20 protein-coding genes and 1 pseudogene are annotated in these 19,974 nt (G+C 63.1%); 10 read left to right on the forward strand and 11 right to left on the reverse strand.

Annotated features, from left to right (window positions below; translation table 11 throughout):
- Position 1 precedes the first annotated feature (1 nt).
- Positions 2-1,009, reverse strand: a complete 1,008-nt coding sequence (locus tag D906_RS23595) for a GlxA family transcriptional regulator (protein ID WP_016713912.1) — start codon at positions 1,007-1,009, stop codon at positions 2-4.
- Between the two features lie 159 nt (positions 1,010-1,168).
- Between D906_RS23595 and D906_RS23600 the strand changes: the two genes are divergently transcribed.
- Positions 1,169-1,636, forward strand: a complete 468-nt coding sequence (locus D906_RS23600; protein ID WP_025752539.1) for a hypothetical protein — start codon at positions 1,169-1,171, stop codon at positions 1,634-1,636.
- Positions 1,637-1,724: 88 nt separating this feature from the next.
- Positions 1,725-1,937, forward strand: coding sequence for a PLDc N-terminal domain-containing protein (locus D906_RS23605; RefSeq protein WP_019096304.1), 213 nt, complete (start codon positions 1,725-1,727; stop codon positions 1,935-1,937).
- A 44-nt stretch (positions 1,938-1,981) separates the two neighbouring features.
- Here D906_RS23605 and D906_RS23610 read toward each other — a convergent pair whose 3' ends face one another.
- On the reverse strand, positions 1,982-2,305 hold the full coding sequence (locus D906_RS23610; RefSeq protein WP_019096303.1) for a hypothetical protein: 324 nt from the start codon (positions 2,303-2,305) through the stop codon (positions 1,982-1,984).
- Between the two features lie 189 nt (positions 2,306-2,494).
- Here D906_RS23610 and D906_RS23615 point away from each other — a divergent pair, with 189 nt between their 5' ends.
- Positions 2,495-2,908: a RidA family protein gene (locus D906_RS23615; RefSeq protein ID WP_025752538.1), complete on the forward strand. Its 414-nt coding sequence runs from the start codon at positions 2,495-2,497 to the stop codon at positions 2,906-2,908.
- 6 nt (positions 2,909-2,914) lie between these two features.
- A pseudogene (locus D906_RS27150) lies at positions 2,915-3,073 on the forward strand (EamA family transporter); the annotation flags it as partial.
- On the opposite strand, the gene D906_RS23620 reads toward D906_RS27150, so the two are convergent.
- On the reverse strand, positions 3,070-3,789 hold the full coding sequence (locus tag D906_RS23620; RefSeq protein WP_019096300.1) for a TorF family putative porin: 720 nt from the start codon (positions 3,787-3,789) through the stop codon (positions 3,070-3,072). The pseudogene D906_RS27150 and the gene D906_RS23620 overlap by 4 nt on opposite strands.
- An 81-nt stretch (positions 3,790-3,870) precedes the next feature.
- A complete protein-coding gene (locus tag D906_RS23625; protein ID WP_025752536.1) occupies positions 3,871-4,122 on the reverse strand; it encodes a hypothetical protein in 252 nt (83 codons plus the stop codon).
- 119 nt (positions 4,123-4,241) lie between these two features.
- Between D906_RS23625 and D906_RS23630 the strand changes: the two genes are divergently transcribed.
- The 3 genes from D906_RS23630 (at position 4,242) to D906_RS23640 (ending at position 7,319) form a co-directional block, all read left to right on the forward strand.
- Entirely contained in the window at positions 4,242-4,901 is a 660-nt protein-coding gene (locus tag D906_RS23630) for a hypothetical protein (protein WP_027614938.1), read from the forward strand.
- Positions 4,902-5,049: 148 nt separating this feature from the next.
- Positions 5,050-6,429, forward strand: coding sequence for a DUF3300 domain-containing protein (locus D906_RS23635; protein WP_026020295.1), 1,380 nt, complete (start codon positions 5,050-5,052; stop codon positions 6,427-6,429).
- Positions 6,426-7,319: a DUF2950 domain-containing protein gene (locus D906_RS23640; RefSeq protein ID WP_025752530.1), complete on the forward strand. Its 894-nt coding sequence runs from the start codon at positions 6,426-6,428 to the stop codon at positions 7,317-7,319. The genes D906_RS23635 and D906_RS23640 overlap by 4 nt, the downstream gene beginning before the upstream one ends.
- A 33-nt stretch (positions 7,320-7,352) precedes the next feature.
- On the opposite strand, the gene D906_RS23645 is transcribed toward D906_RS23640, so the two are convergent.
- The 4 genes from D906_RS23645 to D906_RS23660 all read right to left on the reverse strand — a co-directional run bounded on the left by D906_RS23645 (position 7,353) and on the right by D906_RS23660 (position 13,302).
- Positions 7,353-8,309 carry a helix-turn-helix domain-containing protein gene (locus D906_RS23645; protein ID WP_025752528.1) on the reverse strand — a complete coding sequence of 319 codons (957 nt, stop codon included), beginning with the start codon at positions 8,307-8,309 and terminating at the stop codon, positions 7,353-7,355.
- A 148-nt stretch (positions 8,310-8,457) separates the two neighbouring features.
- Positions 8,458-10,542, reverse strand: coding sequence for a hydantoinase/oxoprolinase family protein (locus D906_RS23650; protein ID WP_027608925.1), 2,085 nt, complete (start codon positions 10,540-10,542; stop codon positions 8,458-8,460).
- Between the two features lie 13 nt (positions 10,543-10,555).
- Positions 10,556-12,301, reverse strand: coding sequence for a hydantoinase B/oxoprolinase family protein (locus D906_RS23655; protein WP_027614937.1), 1,746 nt, complete (start codon positions 12,299-12,301; stop codon positions 10,556-10,558).
- A 146-nt stretch (positions 12,302-12,447) separates the two neighbouring features.
- Positions 12,448-13,302: a LysR family transcriptional regulator gene (locus D906_RS23660; RefSeq protein ID WP_025752524.1), complete on the reverse strand. Its 855-nt coding sequence runs from the start codon at positions 13,300-13,302 to the stop codon at positions 12,448-12,450.
- 92 nt (positions 13,303-13,394) lie between these two features.
- Here D906_RS23660 and D906_RS23665 point away from each other — a divergent pair, with 92 nt between their 5' ends.
- Positions 13,395-13,823 carry a multidrug/biocide efflux PACE transporter gene (locus D906_RS23665; protein WP_019096292.1) on the forward strand — a complete coding sequence of 143 codons (429 nt, stop codon included), beginning with the start codon at positions 13,395-13,397 and terminating at the stop codon, positions 13,821-13,823.
- A 177-nt stretch (positions 13,824-14,000) separates the two neighbouring features.
- On the opposite strand, the gene D906_RS23670 is transcribed toward D906_RS23665, so the two are convergent.
- Together D906_RS23670 and D906_RS23675 are read right to left on the reverse strand one after the other, a co-directional pair.
- A complete protein-coding gene (locus tag D906_RS23670) occupies positions 14,001-15,329 on the reverse strand; it encodes an MFS transporter (RefSeq protein ID WP_019096291.1) in 1,329 nt (442 codons plus the stop codon).
- An 85-nt stretch (positions 15,330-15,414) separates the two neighbouring features.
- Positions 15,415-16,392, reverse strand: a complete 978-nt coding sequence (locus tag D906_RS23675) for a hydroxyacid dehydrogenase (protein ID WP_027614936.1) — start codon at positions 16,390-16,392, stop codon at positions 15,415-15,417.
- Between the two features lie 237 nt (positions 16,393-16,629).
- Between D906_RS23675 and D906_RS23680 the strand changes: the two genes are divergently transcribed.
- Positions 16,630-17,307 (forward strand): RraA family protein, encoded by a 678-nt coding sequence (locus D906_RS23680; RefSeq protein WP_019096289.1) that lies wholly within the window; start codon positions 16,630-16,632, stop codon positions 17,305-17,307.
- Positions 17,308-17,393: 86 nt separating this feature from the next.
- A complete protein-coding gene (locus D906_RS23685) occupies positions 17,394-18,620 on the forward strand; it encodes an MFS transporter (protein ID WP_019096288.1) in 1,227 nt (408 codons plus the stop codon).
- Positions 18,621-18,624: 4 nt separating this feature from the next.
- On the opposite strand, the gene D906_RS23690 is transcribed toward D906_RS23685, so the two are convergent.
- The gene (locus D906_RS23690; RefSeq protein WP_019096287.1) at positions 18,625-19,959 is read right to left on the reverse strand and encodes an MFS transporter; all 1,335 of its coding nucleotides are present in this window, start codon (positions 19,957-19,959) and stop codon (positions 18,625-18,627) included.
- Positions 19,960-19,974: the final 15 nt, after the last annotated feature.

Consider the following 19,974-nt stretch of genomic DNA (forward strand, 5'->3'; position numbering starts at 1 on the left):
CTCACTCGCCCAGCCGCTGTTCCCGCGAAGGTGGGTAGCCGAAGTAGGCTGCATAGCACTTGCTGAAATGCGACACCGAAACAAACCCGCAGGCCACTGCCACTTCCATCACCGACAGGTCGGAGTACTGCAGCAGGCGGCGGCTTTTGGTGATGCGCAGCTCCATGTAGTAACGCCGCGGTGATGTGCCCAGCTGGGCCTGGAACAGCCGGTCGATCTGCCGTCGCGAGCGCCCGCTGTAGGCGGCCAGCTGGTCGAGGCTGAGGGTTTCCTCCAGGTTGTTTTCCATCAGTTCGACGATGGTGCGCAGGTGCAGGCTCATGGACTTCTTCGCCCCCGGCCCAACCTGACGGTAACGCGCTCCGGAGAATGACAGGATTTCCTCCACGCCTTCGGCCAGGCCATCTCCATACAGCCGGCGCACCAGGCCCAGCATCAGCTCCATGGCGCCATTGGGGCTGGCGGCGCTGAGGCGGTCGCGGTCGAGGGTAAAACTGGCCGGGGTGATGCGCGTTTGCGGGCTGCGTTCGGACAGGCTGGCGCGCTGTTCGGGGTGGATGCTGCAACCGTAGTCGTCCAGCACCCCGGCGCGGCCAAGGAACCAGGCGCCGTTCCACAGGCCACCCAGGGCCATGCCGTGGGCCGCGCAGTCGTCCAGCAGGCGGTCGAGTTCCGGGTACTTCAGGGGCGTGCGCAGGCCGCCGCAGATCACCAGCAAGTCCAGCTCCTTCAGCGCCTCGGCGGACAGCTCGGTGGCCACCAGCTCCAGTCCCAGGTCGCTGAGCACCCGGTCGCCATCCATCGACAGCGGGGTGAACCGGAAACTGTCTGCGCGCAGCAGGTTGGCGGTGACCAGCACATCCATGGCAACGGTAAAGCTGGCCATCGAGAAATGTTCAAGCAGGACGAAGTCGACCCTGTACGGGGCCTGGGCATTGGCGCTGGTGGATTTCAGCCGCAGCATGTTGCTGGTACTGGTCTTCTTGCTGAACTGTCGTGGCGTGGGCACTCTGGTCTCCGCTTCCTGGCTGGCCCGCAGAGTGTGGCGGCTGGCTGGGGGAAAGACAATCTCCCGGGTGGGTGTGTCGTATTTCAGGTCGTGTTCAGGCAACCTGCCTGGCTTGGCCCTTCGCCGCCATGCCGCCCCCTGTTACCGAGGACATCCTTGATGAAGTACGCCATTGCCCTGTTGTGCAGCCTGTTACCGTTGCTGGCCAATGCCCTGGAGCCGGGCGACAAGCTGGCACCGTTCACGCTGCTTGACCAGTATGACCACGCCTACAGCCTTGATACTGGCACGCAGATCCTGCTGGTAGCGCGCGACATGGACGGCGCAAAGATGGTAAAGGCTGCGCTGGCCGAGCAGCCCAAGGGCTACCTCGAGGCGCGTCATGCCGTGTTCGTTGCCGACATCCAGCGCATGCCGGCGATCATCAGCCAGCTGTTCGCCATCCCCGCCATGCGCGCATACAACTACCGCGTGCTGCTTGACCGTGAAGGGCGCGTGGCCAGCCGCTATTCCGGGCAGGATGGCCTGGTACAGTGGTTGCAACTGGAGCAGGGAGTGCTGGTGGGCCAGCGGGCGTTTACCGATGCGGCGGCGCTGAAGTCGGCGCTGGAAAAAGCAGCGCGCTGAATGGGCTGCCCTGGCGCCAGACAAAACAATCTGAACCCTCGGCGCTTGCTGAAACCCAACCCATTACATGCCAAATGGGAGAGCGCTCATGGAAATCGGAACGATCTGGATCATCGTCGCGGCCTTCGTCATCCTGCTGGAGGTCTGGGCGATCTGGCACATCATCGGCAGTGATCGGCGCGCCGAACGCAAGATGCTGTGGGTCGTGTTCGTGGTGTACGCGCCATTCCCCGGGTTGCTGTTCTGGGCATGGCGCGGGCCCCGGGTGGTGAAGGGCAGGGCGGTATTGCAGGAAAAGTGACGGTGGCCGGCATCAGGCGCAGGGGCGCCTGATGCCGGCGAGGCTCACTTGGGCAGGATGTCGAAGCGTATGGCGGGGCCTAGCCCGTTCACCATCAGGCAGCCGTAGAACTTCACGGTCGACAGCACACGCAGCTGCTTGAGCGCTTTATGAATGTATTCGTGAATCAGTTTCTCAGCCTCGAGCTTGCGCTCTGCGAGGGTGGAACCCTTGAGTTCGACCGTTCCCAGCAAGGTGGTTTCAATGTGCTCAACGGTGCCCAGGCCGAGATTTTCCCTTATATGTACGCGTGCCAAGGCGGCGTCGCCATCATCGCGTGCGGTGTGCGGCTTGATGGTATAGGCCAGCTGGAAATCAAAATTACTCATGCGCTTTTCCTTGTTGGATACAGGCCTCCGTGCCGGGTCTGGGAATCTAGCGCGTGACGAGCGCCGCGCAAACAGACGCGTGGTTCACATAAGTTCGCCTTCTGTGCGAAACGTCCTACGCTGCGCTTGACCTAGAGTTTACTTGAGGTCCGATACTCCGCCACTCTTCCATCCGAGCGAGGGCATGTCGTGACCCATCCAGCCGTGTTCCAGTCGAGCAACCCTGAGGGCCTGTACGATCCCAGTGGCAATGCCTATTCCCACGTCGCCGAGGTACGCGCCGACAGCCGGCTGTTGTTCATCGCCGGCCAAGGCGGGGAGGGCAGCGATGGCCAGCTGTCGCCCCTGTTCGCCGAACAGGCCCGCCAGGCGCTGGCCAACCTGGAGCTGGCGTTGGCATCGAAAGGCGCTGGCCTGGCCCAGGTGTTCAAGCTGACCTTGCTGATTGTCGAACATTCCGAAGCGCGCCTGCGCCAATGGGTAGCGGAGGCTGACAGGGCATGGGGGCCGCATATGAAACCGACCTGCACCCTGATCCCGGTGCCACGACTGGCACTGGACGGCATGCTGGTGGAAATCGAGGCTGTGGCAGCACTGCAATGACGCGCCAGCGAACGTTGGGCTGCAACCTTGCGACTCGGTGTGCCCGTGATTGCCGCTCTGGGCGGTGTTGCTCTGATTGGTGAGACGTTGACGCTGCGCTTGCTGATTGCGTGCGTGGTGGTGGTGCTGGGCGGCATAGCCTTGGTGCTGGCGCCACAGCGCTAGAAGAAACTGCGCTGTGCCTTGAGCGTGACCACGCTGTCGCAATAGGTGTTCATGCCCGAATACGCATCGCAACCGCCGCCACTGAGGTTGGAGTTGCTGTAGACCAGGTTCAGGTCGATGCCAAGCCAGGGCCGCGACAGCTCCAGCGACCAATCGGAAAAGGCATTCACCTGGCTGCCGTCGCCAATGGTGAACGGCGTACCCAGTTGGTGGTGGGCAAGCTTTACGGTCAGGTCGACATCGAACAGCGGCAATTGGCCAAAATCGGCGAACAGCGTGCCGGTGCGGTTGTCGGGGTTATCGCGCAACGCGCCGCCGAAGCGGCTGCCGAACACCGAGATGCCACCGTACAGGGCATAACTGTCGGGCCCTGCGATATTCGGCTGACTATAATGAATCAACCCCATCTCGTAGCCCAAGGTGCTGTCGAAATGGTGCTTGTAGCCCAGGTAGCTGTCCAGGCGCAGGGTCGAGTTGGGGGCAACGCCCATGCTGGGCGCGTACTGGCCCAGGTACCAGCCATTGGGGTGGCTTAAGTCCAGCCCACCATGGAAGGCGCCGACGGCACTGGGTGAGATAAGGCCTTGGGCCATGGTGCGCGAGGGCGTGGTGCCGAGTGTGAAGTCGAAGCTGCCCAGTTCGCGTTTGATCTGCTGGGCCAGTAGAACAGGGCTAAACAGCAGTACAGCGCTCAGCAACAGAAGGGGCCTGGTCATGGTCTCCGTCCTGGAAGGCTTGCGGTTGAGCGGTAGAGCATACCTGCGCGTGTGGGCGCAGGGAACCGCAGCCTGCACTACTCAGCCTTTGGTCGAACGGTCTGCATCGGCGGCTTCGGTGACCACTGGCAGGTTGCCAGCACGCTGAATCACCCGCCGTTGCTGCTCGTAGTCGTCCAGGGAAAGGCCGCGGCGCTGCAACGATTCCAACTGCAGTTGGCGAGTTTCTTCGGCTGTATACGGGCGCAATTCAGGGTGGCTGGCACAGCCGCTGATGACAGCGATGGATAAAACGGCAAACGTGGCGGTCAGCAGGCGAGCCAAGGTGTTCATTGGGGTAGCTCCAGGGGCCAGGGTCGTGGGCGGCGAGTCGATGGAGCAAGGTTATTCGGCCACGGTGCCTGGTAGAAATTGCCATTCTCGATAGTGACTATCGACGGAGGGGAGGCGTGATGGGCCGAGATGAACAACCGCGTAAATGGGGCGTTCTGGAGCCGATCGACCGCATTACTGAAGTCATCTTCGGCTTGCTGATGGCCATGACTTTCATTGGCTCGCTGAGTGTTGCTACGTCAGGGCGCGAAGATGCCCGGCTGATGTTGGTTGCCGCGTTCGGCTGCAACCTGGCCTGGGGCCTGGCCGATGCGGTCATCTACTTGTTACGCACCTGGACCGAGCGCACCCGCAGCCGTACCTTGTTGACCCGCCTGCAGGCTGCGCCAAGCAGCCAAGGGCGCAAATTGATTAGCGATGCGCTGCCCGAACGCGTCAGCCTGGCACTGGATGAAGACGGGCTGGAAATGCTGCGTGCGCGCATGCTGCGCGATGTCGCCCGGCCGATGCCGCCACGACTGGGCCTGGATGATTTCAAAGCCGCCATGGCCACGTTCCTGCTGGTGGTGCTGGCGACGTTCCCGATGGTCATCCCGTTCCTGCTGATCGACACCACCGCCACAGCGATCCGTGTGTCGCACCTTGTCGCCCTGGCCATGCTTTACCTGGCGGGCTGGCTGCTGGCACGCTACTCCGGTGGCCGCACCCAATTGACCGGTGTGGTACTGGCGGGCGTCGGGGCGTTGTTGATCCTGGCGATCATTGCTTTAGGAGGGTGAGCAGCCCCTCACCGCCCACGTTGGGCTATAGAACCAGAAGTAGCAGCTCATCCTCCTTGGAGCGCGAAAAGTTTGCGCGCCACTTCTGGTTAAAAGCATCGTCATTGCTACCCTTAATCCACGCGGTCTGACCTCATGGGGAAAAGCGATGCGTATGCCATTGTTTGCTTTGCTGTCGGCGCTTCTGTGCCTGCACGCGGCACCCGGCCCGGCGCTGGCGCAAGACGTACCCGCGCCCGACCCAGCCCCGCAAGCTGACACGGTCACGGCCAAGGACCCGGTGTTCACCCAGGAGCAACTGGACCAGATGCTGGCGCCGGTTGCCTTGTACCCCGATGCGCTGCTGGCCCAGGTCTTGATGGCGGCCACTTACCCGGGGCAGGTGAGTGAAGCCGTGACCTGGTCCAAGGCCAACCCCAAAGCCTCGGGTGACGACGCTGTCAAACAAGTGGCGAAGCAGCCCTGGGACCCGAGTGTGCAAGCGCTGGTGGCTTTCCCGCAGCTGCTGGCGACCCTCGGCCAGGACCCGGTGTGGGTGCAGCGCCTGGGTGACGCCTTCCTGGCGCAGCCCGACGATGTCATGGGCGCCGTGCAGCGCTTGCGCCACCAGGCACAGGCTGCCGGCAACCTGCAAAGCAACCAGTACCAGAACGTGACCGTGCAGGCCGCCCCGTCGACACAGGCGGCCAGCAGCGCGCCGTCCACCATCGTCATCCAGCCGGCCGACCCGCAGGTGGTGTACGTGCCCAGCTACAACCCGACCACGGTGTATGGCACCTGGGCCTATCCGGCCTCGCCGCCGGTGTACTATCCGCCACCGCCGATGTACTACCCCGGCTCCGCATTGGTGGCCGGCCTGGCCTTCGGAACCGGCGTGGCAATTGTGGCTTCGCTCTGGGGTGACTGTGACTGGGGCAACAATGACATCGATATCGACGTCAACCGTTACAACAACATCAACGCCAACAACCGCATCACCAACAACCAGAACAAATGGCAGCACAACACGGCCAACCGCGATGGCGTGCCTTACCGTGACGCCCGCAGCCGCCAGCAGTATGGCCGCCAGCTGGACGGTGCCACCCAGCGCACGGCCTTCCGTGGCGACGACGCACAGCGTGCCCAGGCGCGCGACAAGGCCAGGGCTTCGATGGACCGGGCCGGTATCGAACGGCCCGCCACCAGCAATCGCCAGGCGCGTCAGCAAATGCGCGAGGCGCAGACGGGCAACGCAGCGGGTAACCGTATGCAATCGCGTGTCGACAACCCGAGGGGCGCCGAGCGTCGGCAGGAACCCCGCACAGCCCAAGGCCGGCAAGTGGCCCAGAACCGACCCGCCAATACCGCCGGCCGGGCACGTAACAATGCGTTTGACGGCGTACGCTCGCCTTCGCGTACCAACCTGCAGGCTAACCGTGGTCGCACCAGCCAGTCCTTCGCTCAGCGCCCGAACACCTCACGTGCCGCCGGACACCCGATCTCCCGACCCAGTGCGCCCATGCGTCGCGGCGGAGGTGGCCGTCGATGAACCGTCCAGCATTTGCAGGGTTGCTGTTCATTGTAAGCCTGGTCTGGTCCTGCCTGGCGGCTGCTCAAGAAACCTTTCCAACGCCGGAGAAGGCTGTGGAGTCCTTCGTTACGGCACTGGGCGCGGAAAAACCGGATGAAGCCCGCCTGGCCCATTTGCTGGGCGATGACTGGCGCACTTACATACCGCGCGGCGGTGTGCAACGCAGCGACGTGGACACCTTCCTGGCGCAGTACCGTGCGCAGCACACCATCGACATGACGGGCGAGGGCAAGGCCATTCTGGCGGTGGGCAGCGATCACTGGACCTTGCCCATTCCTTTGACCAAAAGCAGCCAGGGGTGGCGGTTCGACCTCAAGGCCGGCAGCGCCGAAATTCGCGCCCGGCGCATCGGCCGCAACGAACTGGGTGTGTTGCAGTCGCTGCTGGCTTATCACGATGCGCAAATGGACTACGCCACCGAGGACCACAACGGCAACGGTGCGCTGGAGTACGCGCGGAAAATCTTCAGCGAGCCCGGCAAACATGACGGGCTGTACTGGGACGAGGATGGCGACGGCGAGGTAAGCCCGTTGGGCCCGCTGTTCGGCCAACATGTGGTCGGTGATGACTGGTACGGCTACCACTTCCGCATTCTCGATGCACAAGGCCCCTCCGCCCCTGGCGGCGCCTACAGCTACCTGATAGGCAACCAGATGAGCCGTGGTTTCGCCATGGTCGCCTGGCCGGCCAGGTACGATGATACCGGTGTGATGAGCTTCATGATCAGCCATGACGGCCAGGTGTTCGAAAAAGACCTCGGGCCACAGGGCGACAGGCTGGCCAAGGCGATGAAACGCTTCGATCCGGATGACAGTTGGCAGGTGGTGGACGTGGCGGCCGAAGACTGATCCCGGTCGCGCAGTGACCGCCGCTTGCACCGTTCAGTGCGTACGCGCAGCCCTGACCTCCCGTGCCGTGCACCCATATTGCTGGCGAAACGCGCGGGTGAACTGTGCCTGATCGGCAAAGCCCCAGCGAAACGCCAGTTCGCCAATGGTCAGGTGGCAATACGGGTCGCGCAGTTGCCGGTGCACAGCCTCCAGGCGTTGCAGGCGCACCCACTCGCCAAGGGTATAGGGCGTGATCGCGAACAGCTTGTGCAGGTAACGCAACGACAGCCCGCAAGCGCTGGCGATGTTTTGTGGCGTGAGTTCGGGGTCGCCCAGATGGTGCAGCACGTACTGCTCCACCCGGGTGAGGTGCAGGGTGCTGAGGTTGCTGCCTTCACTGCCCAGTACGCGTTCGTCCTGTTGCAGGGCCAGCAACAGGGTGGCCGAGGCCTGCTCCAGCAGCAAATGCCGGGCAGCCACGGGGCTGGCATCGAAATGGCGGGCGCACAGGTCCAGCTGTTCGACGAAGATGCGCCCCAGGCCCTGGCTGGCATCGAAGCAATGCCGGGTATAGCGTTTGTGCCCCAGCAAGTTGGCCTTCAGAGCCTGCTCAGGCAGTTTGAGCACCCACAGGTCGTTCTGTGTACCGTAATGGAAGCGGTAGGGGGCGTCGCCGCGCTCGACGATGAAACCACCCGGGCGACAACTGATCGGGTGGCCGTCCTGTTCGAAGTACACCTCGCTGCTGTGCGGCACGGTCACCAGGTAGAACGCTTCATGGTCCTGGCCGATGTGCGCCTTGCTGCGCGAGTAGCCCAGCGGGCTGGAGCGCAGGCGCGACAGGCTGAGCGGCGTGCTGGGCGTGCTCCAGCGCTGCAGGTGGCCATTGAACGGCTGCTCGGCGGCAAACTGCAGGCTCAATGGGAAATAGGTGTCACTGATGGCTTCGGCCCAGCGCGTCTGGCGCTCCGGCTGTGCCCAGCCGTGGGTCGAGAGTTCTGTGGGCATGGTGGGTCCTTTTTCAAAGAGGGCAGCATTGAAAAAAGGAACTGCAGGCAAGCTACTCAAGCAGCTCTTGTTATTGTGCAAAACGCCCGGCAACGCAAGGTTGCCAGGCGGCTTTCAGGCCCATGATCGGCGCACGCCGACCGTTTGATCAAGCCCCGCGTGTCACCCGGTAGGTGGCCGAGGGCTCCAGGCGCGCCTGCCAGCCTGGCGGCAAGACGATGTTGGTGGTGTCTTCCTCGATCACGCAGGGGCCCTGCACGGTCTGCCCCGGCAACAGGCGATTGCCGTTGAACACGGGCGTGGGTTGCCACGCGCCGTCGGCGCTGAACAGCATCGGCCGGACGCTTTGCGGGGTGGCTGCCGGCGGTTCGGCCGGGCCCTGCAACTCAGGTTGCGGTGGGCGCGGCAGGTGGCCGATCACCGAGCACTCCAGGTTCACCAGTTCCACCGGGCTGTCGGGTTCGCTGTACGAGTACAGGGTCTGGTGGCGGCTGTGGAAGCGGCTGATCAGCGCCGCCAGGCCTGCTTCATCCAGGGCATGCTGCGCCAGCTCCACGCTGCATTCATGGATCTGCCCCTGGTAGCGCATTTCCAGGGTGTAGTGGCAACTGCTGGCCTGGTCGCCAAAGCCGTCTTCGCGCAAGTTGGCCAGGCCTTGCTGGCGCAGTTCGGCCAGGGCCTGGTTGAGTTGCTCCAGGTTCACGTGCCCGGTGTCCAGGCGCATCGACAGGCTGGTGAGCTGGTCGTAACGTACATCGGACAGGATCTGGCCGAAAGCACACAGGCCCGAGGCCACCTTGGGGATCAGCACGGTCTGCATGCCGATTTCCTCGGCCAGGCGCACCACGTGCATGCCCGCCGCACCGCCTGCGCCAATCAGGGCGAAGTCGCGCGGGTCATGGCCGCGTTCGATGGACACGCGGCGAATACCGTTGACCATGTTCAGGTTCACCAATGTGGTGATGCCGAACGCCGCCCGCTCCACGCTGATGCCCAGTGGCTCGGCGATCTTGCTGCGTATGGCATCCAGCGCCGCCTGGCGGTTCAGGCGGATGCTACCGCCCAACAATGCACCATCCGGGAGGTAACCCAGCGCCAGGTTGGCGTCGGTTACCGTGGGCTCACTGCCGCCTTTGCCGTAGCACACGGGCCCCGGCATGGCACCGGCGCTGCGCGGGCCGACCTGCAGCATGCCGAACTCGTCCAGGTGGGCGATGGAGCCGCCGCCAGCACCCAGCGTCTCCACCTGGATCATCGGCACGCCTATGCGCTGGCGCAGGAAGTCCACATCCTTGCTGAAGTTGGTGCGCCCGGCGTTGGTCAGGGTGATGTCGAACGAGGTGCCCCCCATGTCCACGGTAATGACGTTGTCGATACCGAACGGCCGTGCCACCGCCAGCCCGGCCTGGGGCGCCGAGGCGGGGCCGGAGTTGATGGCATTGACCGCGCGCTCACGCATCAGGTGCCCGGGCGCCAGGCCACCGTTGGACTGGAAGTAACGCACCGGTTGTTGCACGCCAAGCTCGTGGAACAGGCTGTCGATGCGCGCCACATAGCGCGCCATCACCGGGCTGAGGTAGGCGTTGACCACCGTGGTGGAGGTGCGGGTGTACTCGCGAATTTGCGGAAACACCTCGCAGCCCGTGCAGACGAATACCCCGGGCAGGGCTGCCCGCACCAACTCGGCGGCACGCTGCTCGTGGCTGGGGTTGCGCACCGACCACAGGAAGGAAATGGCCACGGCCTCTACGCCTTCGGCGCGGAAGTAATCGATGGCGGCGTGGATGGCGCGTTCGTCCAGCGGGCTGTGTTCACGGCCATCGCCGAGGATGCGGCCACCAATCGGGCGGCGCAGGTGGCGGGGGGCGAGCATGTGCGCCGGCGGGTAGTGGGCGTCGTAGCGATGGCCTTCTTCCTTGTGCCCCAGGCGGATTTCCAGGCTGTCTTCATGGCCCTCGGTGCACAGCAGGCCCACCTTGACCCCGGTACGCTCGATCAGTGCATTGAGCGCTACGGTGGTGCCGTTGATGCACAGGTCACAGTTGGCGATCAGCTCGGCCGGGCTGCGGCCGGTGGCGTCGGCGATCTGCGCCAGACCGGCACGAATGGCCAGGGTGCCGTCCTGCGGTGTGGACGGGGCCTTGAACAGCTGCACGCCGCCGTTGCGGTCGGCCAGGATGAAATCGGTGAAGGTGCCGCCGGCGTCGATGCCCAGGCGATATTGGTTACGCATGATGGGTCTCCGGTCAGTGCGGGGCGCGGGCAAGGCGGGTTGCGGGTTCATCGAGCTGGCCATCGGCATCGACGACCACGCCGTATTCCAGGGCTGCGCCCTGGGGCGAGACCAGGCCGTTGCGCAAGTCTTGCAGGACTGCGGCAATCGGCCGGCGCAGCGGGTCGCCGTAGCCACCGCCACCGGGGTTGATGTTGATGATCCGCTCACCGGGCTGCAGGGTGAGCATCGGGTTTTGCGTGTAGTGGTCTTCGCTGCCATCGGCGTGGCGGTGGATCAGCCGGCCCAGCTTGGGCTCCAGCAGCGCATTGCGTGCCCCGGCGGCACCGGCGGTGGGCAGTTGCCGGCCTTCACCGAAGCCGACCACGGTCATGGCGTGGTCCAGTGGTTCGATCTCCAGCCGGGTGCCCGAACCACCGCGGAATTCACCAGCGCCGCCACTGTCGGCCATCAGGCTGTAGCGGTGGATGAGCACCGGGTAGGCATGTTCCAGCAGCTCGATGTCGCCACTCATCAGCGCGCCGAAACAGCACAGCGGGCCGCACGCGTGCCAGCCATCCATCACCTTGTTGGCTCCGGCACCGGCAATGATCGAGGCCAGCACCATGGTCACATACTCGCTGTTGCCATTGCGCGGGTCATGGCCGGCGATGTTGATACCGCTGGTATGCCCCCAGGAGGCCGTAACCCGTTGTGGCGAGGCTTGCTCCAGCGCAGTACGCACGGCATCGGCCAGGGTTTCCATCGGCGTGGTGGTGCAGTTGACGTGGGGCGCCGGTTCTTCGGCGTTGCACAGGGTACCCTTGGGCCCGACATCGACCGTGACGCAGCGGTACAGGCCTTCGTTGTAGGGCGGCGCTACCTGAGCGAACATCATCAGCCCCAAGTACACGCCTGACACCGAGTTGCCCTCGTAGGAGTTGATGAAGTAGGGCACTTGTGGCGGGCTGTCGATGCGCACATGGGCCTGGTCACCGCGAATCTGCACATGGGCGGTGATGGCCAGCTCGCCCAGGCCGTGGCCGGCATCTTCGAGCACGGCGGTGCCGCTGTAATCACCGTCCGGCACGTCGCGCAACAGCGCGCGCATGTGCCGGTCGGCCATGTTCTTCAGCTCGGCGATGCAGGCACGCACCTGGGCCACGCCGTACTTGTCGAGCAGCTCCAGCAAGTGCCGCTCGCCCACTTTGCAGGCGCCGTACTGGGCATTGAGGTCGCCTTCCTGATAGGGGCGTGCGCGCATGTTGGTGAGCATGAAGTTGATCACGTCTTCGCGGCGTTTGCCTTTTTCCCACAGCTTGACGGGTGGAATGCGCAGGCCCTCGGCGTAGATCTCCTTGGCATCGGGGTTGTAGCCGGCGGGCACCGGGCCGCCGATGTCGGTCAGGTGGCCCTTGCACACGGTCCAGAACACCAGCTCGCCCTGGTAGTACACCGGTTTGTACATGCAGCAGTCGAGAATATGGCTGCCCTTGTAGGCCGGGTCGTTGTGGTAGATCACATCGCCCTCGGCGATGTCGTCGCCAAAGAATTCGGCCACGCACTTCATGGCCGGGATCAGCGAGCCCAGGTGAATGGGGATGTCCTGGCCCTGCAGGATCATTTCCGGCAGGTGGTCGAACAGCGAGTTGGAATAGTCGTGGGCCAGGTTGAACACACTGGACCGGCCGGTCTTTTCCAGGGTCAGGGTCATTTCGCGTTGCGCTGTTTCCAGCGCACCCCGGACAACCGCAAGGGTGATCGGATCTACTGTCTGCATAGGTCACCAACGTTTGTTCTTGTACTTTGGGTGCGTGCCGCAGCGGGGCGGCGCGTGGTGACAGGCTACGGGGGAGGGTGGGGGGAAGGCTTGTCGCTGGGTGTACTGGATCTTGCGTTTTGGTGCACAAGGGGCGTAAAGGAGGTCTACCGCCCCAGCATCTGCCGTACCAGCCATTGCCCCGCCGGTCCCAACGCCCGTCGGCTCGACCAGGCCACATCCATATCCACCCGGCGCGGGTAACCCGCTAGCTGCAACTCCACCAACTCAGTGCCAAACCGTGCCACCAGCGCCCTCGGCAGCTCGGCCCAGCCAAACCCGCGCACGGCGAACTCCAGCAACGTGAGGTAATCCGGTGCCGACCAAGCCTGACCACGGCCGTGATGCAGGCTGGGGGCATAGGTCTTGATGTACAGCTGCCGGGCGTTTTCGAGGTGTTGCGTTTGCACCTTCCCAAGGCCCGCCAGCGGGTGCCCGCTGGCCACGTACACACCAAACTCCGCCTGTTCGGGCAAGCGGGCAACGGCAACGTCGGCGGGGTAGCCGGGTTGAGTGGCAAGGATGCCGACATGCGCCAGGCCCTGCTGGACCATGTCGATCACATCAGCGTCCTCCGCCGGGCCGCAACGCAGCTCGGTATGCGGGTACTGCTGGGCGAAGCGGGCCATTACCGCGCCCTGGAAGGTGACGCTGTAGCTGTCCGACATCACTACCGACACCAGCGGCTCCACGTTCTCCGCCAGCCGCACCGCCAAGGCATCGAGCTGGGCGCTGGCATCGAGAATGGCCTCCACATGGCTCAGCACCTGTCGACCCGCCTCATTCAGCGTGGGGTGGCGGCCACCCCGGTCGAACAGCGGGCAGCCGATATCCGCCTCGAAATTGGCAATGGCAATGCTGACGGTGGACTGGCTTTTGCGCAATTTGCGCGCCGCTGCGGAAAACGAACCCAGCGACGCGGCTTCGACAAAGGCAACCAGAGCTTCGGGTGAATAGCGCATGGTATTGATAAAACCGATGGTTGCTATGTCGCGAGTATCAGTTTTACCAAAGAAAATGGAAAGCACGACTTACGCAATGGATGGATTTTGCAATGAAAAACGTGTCTTTCACCGAACGCCTGGTTCACGCCGTGGGTTACGAAGTGTTCGCCGTGTTGTTGTGCGCGCCGTTGTTGTCCTGGGTAATGGGCAAATCGCTGGCGACGGCGGGAGCATTGGCAGTCACCCTGTCGGTGATCGCCATGCTGTGGAACATGGTCTACAACGCGCTGGTCGATCGCTGGGTACACACCGAGCGTATCCACTGGAAGGCCAGTGCGCGTTTTGTACACGGTCTGGGCTTCGAGGCCGGGCTGGTGGTGTGGTGCTTGCCGGTGGCGGCATGGATGCTGGATATCTCGCTGCTGCAGGCGTTCATGGTGGAACTGGGCTTCTTCGTGATCATCCTGCCCTACACCGTGCTGTACAACTGGGCCTTCGACAAAGCCCGGCACCTGCTGATGCAACGCAGCATTGTGTGAATATTCCCCGACGCGGCCTTTTTGCGACACAAGCCCGCCCCAGCAAGGGACTGCGCAAGCTTTCATGAGCAAAGAAACGTGGCACGCGACGTTAGATGTCCTCTTTTTTTGCTGCCAAATGACGATGCCCACATTCCTGTGGCAGGAAAGTGGGCATCGAAGTGCGGCTTGTGCAGCTTATTTTGCGCTGACGGCGCCGCTTGCTTCAGCTTGCTGGCGCTGGCGCTTGCGGCCAATCAACAGCACTGCGACACCGGCCACGGTGCACAGCGCGGCCAACGGCATCAGTGCCAGGGAGTAGCTGCCGGTGGCATCGTGAATAGCGCCGTAGGCATTGACCATCAGGCCTCCGCCGATCAGGTTGGCCATGGCGCCCACGGCTGCCAGCCCCGCTGCAGCGGTAGAGGAAGATAGCCAGCCCGACACCAGTGCCCAGAACGGTCCTTTCATCGAGTAGGCGCCCACCAGGACCATGGTCAGCATCAAGACCGTTGCCGGCAGGGACGACGTGAACAAGGTCATCAGCAAGCCTGCTGCGATCAGCAGCATGGTCATCGCGGTGTGCCAGCGACGCTCCCCGGTACGGTCGGAGCTGCGGCCCCAGATGATCATCAGTACCGAGGCGATGCCGTAAGGGATGGCGTTGACCAGGCCAATTTCCATGGCACTCAGGCCGAAGGTTTTGAGCAGCTGCGGAGCCCATACGCTCATGGTGCTGCCGGCGGCGGAAGCGCCCGAGTAGATCAGTGCCAGCACCCAGATGTCTTTGTGGCGCAGTAGCTTCCACAGGGAGATATGGCCGATGGCGGTCTTTTTCGCGGCTTCATCAGCCAGGCGCTGGATGAGCCAGCCGCGCTGCTCGTCGGACAGCCACTTGGCCTGTTCGGGGCGATCGGTGAGGACGAACAGGCAGGCGATGCCCAGCAGGACGGCAGGGATGCCTTCGAGAATGAACAGCCAGTGCCAGCCGCGCATGCCCATCCAGCCATCCAGACTCAGCAGCAGGCCCGACAGCGGTGAACCGATGAAGTTGGCGGCAGGAATCGCCACCATGAACAGCGCCACCATCCGTGCACGGTAGGCCGAGGGCAACCAGTAGGTGAGGTACAACAGTACACCCGGGAAAAACCCTGCCTCGGCAGCACCGAGCAGAAAACGCATCACGTACAGGGAGTTGGCGCCTTGGACGAATGCAGTGCCTGCCGAGATCAGCCCCCAGGTGATCATGATGCGGGCGATCCAGATACGTGCGCCGTAGCGTTGCATGGCGAGGTTGCTGGGCACTTCGACCAGAAAGTAGGCAAAGAAGAAAAGGCTGCTGGCAAAGCCGAAAATCTTGGCCGTGAGCTGCAGGTCCTCGTTCATCTGCAGGGAGGCCATGCCGATGTTGCCGCGATCGATGATCGCGATCAGGTAGCAGACGATCAGGAATGGCAGCAGGCGCCAGGCGACACGGCGCATGGTGCTGCGTTCGAGTTCATCCGGCAGGGATGTTGCTGAAGTCATGGTGCTCTCCAATTGTTTTTTTTCTGGAGTGATGCGTCCTGAGCGCGCCGCTTTTTACCAGGCCGGCGCGCGAAGCGTGGGGTGATCAGTTGGCGAACAGGTGGCGGTTGACCACGCAACGCGGGTCCAGAGCATTGCCAGCCCAGACATCGAGAATCTGTTTCAGCGCTACCAGGGCTACACGGTCGCGGGCCTCGGTGGTGTTGGCACCGACATGCGGCGTGGCGACCAACGTCGGCAGGCCCCACAGCGGGCTGTCGGCAGGGGGCGGCTCGGGGTTGAAGGTGTCCAGGCCGGCACCGGCGATGCGGCGTTCGCTGAGCGCTTTCACCAAGGCGTTGGTGTCGATCAACTCGCCACGGGCGGTGTTGATCAGGATGGCGCCTGGGCGCATGCGCTCGAGCTGGTCAGCGCCGATCAGGTTGTGATTCGTCTCGGTCAGCGGGCAATGCAGGCTAATGATATCGCTTTCAGCCAGCAGGCGATCGAAATCCTCCTCACGTTCAACGTGCGGGCGATCTGGCAGGTGCTTGAGGTAGGGGTCGAACACCTTGACCTTCATGCGCAGTGGCGAGACCAGGTCCATGAGGATGCCGCCGATCGAGCCCAGGCCAATCAGGCCCAGGGTTTTGCCCGACAGCTCAATGCCGTTGGCCGAGGTCTTGTCCCAATGCCCGTCACGCATGCGTGCATCGAGCAGTGCGGTTTGGCGGGCCACGCTGAACATCAGGGCGAAGGCAAGCTCGGCTACCGACTGGGCATTGGCGCCTACGGCGATCGAGACCGGGATGCTGCGGTCCGCGGCGGCCTGGATATCGATGGTGTTGTAGCCCACGCCGTGCTTTGCGATCACTTTCAGGTTGTCGGAAGCCTCGATCATGGCGCGGGTCAGTTTGCCCTGGCGGACCACGATGGCATCGGGTTGCTCGGCACGAATGATGGCCTCCAGCTCTTCGGCCGGCAGGTAGGGCGTAGTCGGGACGATTTTGACGCCCTGTTCGGCGGCCAGGTTCATAGCCTCGGCGGCAAGCGCGGGGCCGGTCAGCAGAATGGTACGTGACATGTAGATACCTTGTTCTTGTCAGGGGCAGTTCGGGGGGGGACTCTGCCGCGCCACTGCGGCAATGGTCTAAACCCTATCATAATGAAATGCCGTTGCAAGAAAATAAAACAATGCATCTCTAAAACCTGATTATCAAGGCGAAAAAATTCATTGCCATGGTTCTAATGAAATGACATTCTAAAAAACAGATTCGGCAGTGACCGATGACATCGAATAACACCAAGAGAGGTATGTCACATGAGCATTGGCTTCCAAGTGCTTGAGCGCGCACGTAAAGTCGGCGATGAATGGGTTGCACGTTACCGTGAGGTTCCAGTCGCTAACGTCAGCGACTCGATGAACCGCATGACTGCCGGTGGCGCCCGCCTGCGCCCCATGCACCGCGAAGGCGTGCTGTGCGGCCCGGCCTTGACCGTCAAAGCCCGTCCAGGTGACAACCTCATGCTGCACTACGCGATCGACATAGCTCAGCCGGGCGACGTGATCGTGGTAGATGCCGGCGGCGACCTGACCAACGCACTGATCGGTGAAATGATGGTGGCCTACGCTGTCAGGCGTGGCCTGGCGGGTATCGTCATCAACGGCGCCATCCGCGATGCGGCCAACATTGGCGCGGGCGACTTCCCGTTGTTCGCTGCAGGCGTATCGCACCGTGGCCCTTACAAGGACGGCCCAGGCGAGATCAATGTGCCAATTGCCATTGATGGTATGGTGATCGAGCCGGGTGACCTGGTGATCGGGGATGACGATGGCCTGCTGTGCGTGCCTTACGACCACGTCGCTGAGGTATATGCAGGCGCCACCGCCAAGCACACTGCCGAAACTGCACAGATGGAAAAAATTGCCCAAGGCACCAACGACCGTTCCTGGGTCCTGGAGTCATTGAAAAAGAAAGGCTGCCTGCTGCCGGGCTGATCCAGCATGCGCTGCGCACCTTGCGATGGGGTGCGCAGCGGCTGCCGGGTCGGTGTCGGTCGCGGGTCTATTGAGGATTCGCAGACTTGTCCGATTCGTCGTCACCGCATCGCAAACGCTGGCCCGCCGCAGTGCGGGCGCTTGCTCATCGCAACTTTCAGATCTATTTCGCCGGCCAGGGTGTTTCCACTCTGGGTAAGTGGGTGCAGCAGGTTGCATTGGCCTGGCTGGCCTATCACCTGACCGGCTCCGCCGTGCTGCTGGGGCTGATCACCTTTCTTTCGCTGGCGCCGCAACTGCTCATCGGCCCATTGGCGGGTGCCTGGATCGACCGGCATGACAAGCGTCGGTTGCTGATCGTTGTGCAACTGATCCTGATCGTGCAGTCGCTCGTGCTCGCGGTTGCGACCTGGCGCGACTGGGTCGATGGTCCGATCATCGCTGGCATGGCATTGTTGCTGGGCCTGCTCAATGCCCTGGAAACCCCCCTTCGCCAGGCGCTGATCGGCAGTTTCGTCGACGATCCGGCCGACCTGCCAAATGCGCTGGTGCTCAATGCCATGTTGATCAATGCCGCGCGCTTCGTTGGGCCTCCGCTGGCTGGCGCGCTCATTGCCCTGGCGGGTGAGGCAGCCTGTTTCACCCTTACAGCAGCTGCTTTCCTGGCCTTGCTTGGGGGGCTGATCAAAGTGCGCGGCACGGCCGGCCCCAAGGCCAGCGGTTCCACTGCGCAAGTGTTTCGCGAAGGGCTGGCGTACATGTGGCAGACGCGCAATGTGCGCCAATTGCTGGTCAATGTAATCATGGTCAACCTGCTGGCGTCCTGCTATGCGGCACTGCTGCCGATCCTGGCCAGAGCGGTGTTTGCTGGCGATGCCAGGGTGCTTGGCTGGTTGTGGGGTGCGGCGGGTGCAGGTGCGTTTCTGGCAACCTTGGTGCTGGCAGTTGGCGGTGCATTGCCTCGCCTGCGACAGTTCACTGATAGCGGCGCGGTGCTGTGCGCAGTCGCCTTGGTGGGGCTGTGGATGGCAGGGGCGCTGCCCTTGGCCCTATTGGCACTGGGCGTGTTGGGTTTTGGCATCACCCTGAGCAACGTCAGTACCAATATGCAGCTGCAAAGCGGCGCGCCAAACCATTTGCGTGGCCGTGTGATTGCTTTCTATATAGCCATGCGTTTTGGCTTCGAGGCCTTGGGCGGCATGGCGGCGGGCCTGATCGCGGCCCGGTGGGGTGCGCCGGCGACCTTGGGGATCGCCGGCGGGGTATTGGTGGTGGGGTTGTTGGGTCAGTACGGCATGCGGCGCCGCAGCTGATAGGTCAGACGGTTTGACGTTGACCTTGAGGTGTCTGCTGCTTGGCCGGGTCGCCCAGCCAGAGCATCAGGCAGGTGCCTATCATCAAGATTGACGCCACCGCAAAGAACGGCAGAGTGAAGCTGTTTGAGGCGTCTTTGATCAGGCCGATCATGAACGGGCCGGTGAAGCCGCCAAGGTTTCCGATCGACACGATCATTGCCAGGCCGCCTGCTGCTGCGCGGCCGGTTAGGAAGCTCGACGGGATGGCCCAGAAGGTCGCCTGGAATGACAGGATGCTCGCCACCGCGATGCACAATGCGCCGATTTTCATGATGGGGTCAGCGATCAGTGCAGAGGCCACCAGCGCCACCGCGGCCATGCCAAGCGCACTCACCACATAGGGCAGGCGATGTTCACTGCGGTTGGCCAGGCGGGCCCACAGCGTCATGGAAACCGCGCCCAGTACATAGGGCAGGGCAACTACGAAGCCCAGTGTGCCACCGGGAATGCCCAGGCCTTTGATGATCTGCGGCAGCCACATGCCGATACCGATTGAGCCGACGATGCAGCAGAAGTTGACCGCAGCGAGTGTGAATACCTTGGGGTTGGTCAGGGCGGCCCGTAGGGTGTTGCCGTGGGAGGCGCCGATTGCCGACTGCTCTTTGGTGATTTTGTCGGTCAGCCAGGTTTTTTCCCGGTTGGTCAGCCATTTGGCCTTGGCCGGGGTATCAACCAGCACCCACAGGCAGGCGATGCCCAGCAGCACGGCGGGCAGGGCTTCGGTCACCAGCAGCAGCTGCCAGTTCTTCAAGCCCAGCACACCGTGCTGCTGCATCAGCCAGCCCGACAGCGGAGAGCCAATGATGTTGGCGGTAGGGATACCCAGCAGGAAAGCGGCGGTTGCCTTGGCGCGCCATTTGCCCGGGAACCAGTAGGTGAAGAACAGGTAGATGCCCGGGGTGAAGCCGGCTTCGGCGATGCCCAGCAGGAAACGCAGGATGCTGAAGCTGACCGGCCCGGTGGCAAACGCCGTGGCCATCGACAGCAGGCCCCAGGTGATCATGATCCGGGCGATCCACACCCGTGCGCCGAAGCGTTGCAGCAAAAGGTTGCTGGGCAGCTCGAAAATAAAGTAGCCAAAGAAGAACAGGCCGGCCGCCCAGCCGAACATCGTCGCGGTCAGGCCCAGGTCCTGGTTCATGCTCAGGGCGGCGAAGCCGACGTTGGTGCGGTCCAGATAGCTGATCACGTAGCAGCAGAAAATGAACGGCAGCAGGCGCCACAGGATGCGGCGCATGAGGCGTTCACCCTCGGCGTCGCTCAGCGGCGCCTGGGCGGAGAGGTTTTCGTGGTTCATGTCGTCACTCTTTTG

Origin of the sequence: Pseudomonas sp. LAIL14HWK12:I1 (assembly GCF_003202095.1) — a bacterium.
Lineage (GTDB): Bacteria > Pseudomonadota > Gammaproteobacteria > Pseudomonadales > Pseudomonadaceae > Aquipseudomonas > Aquipseudomonas monteilii.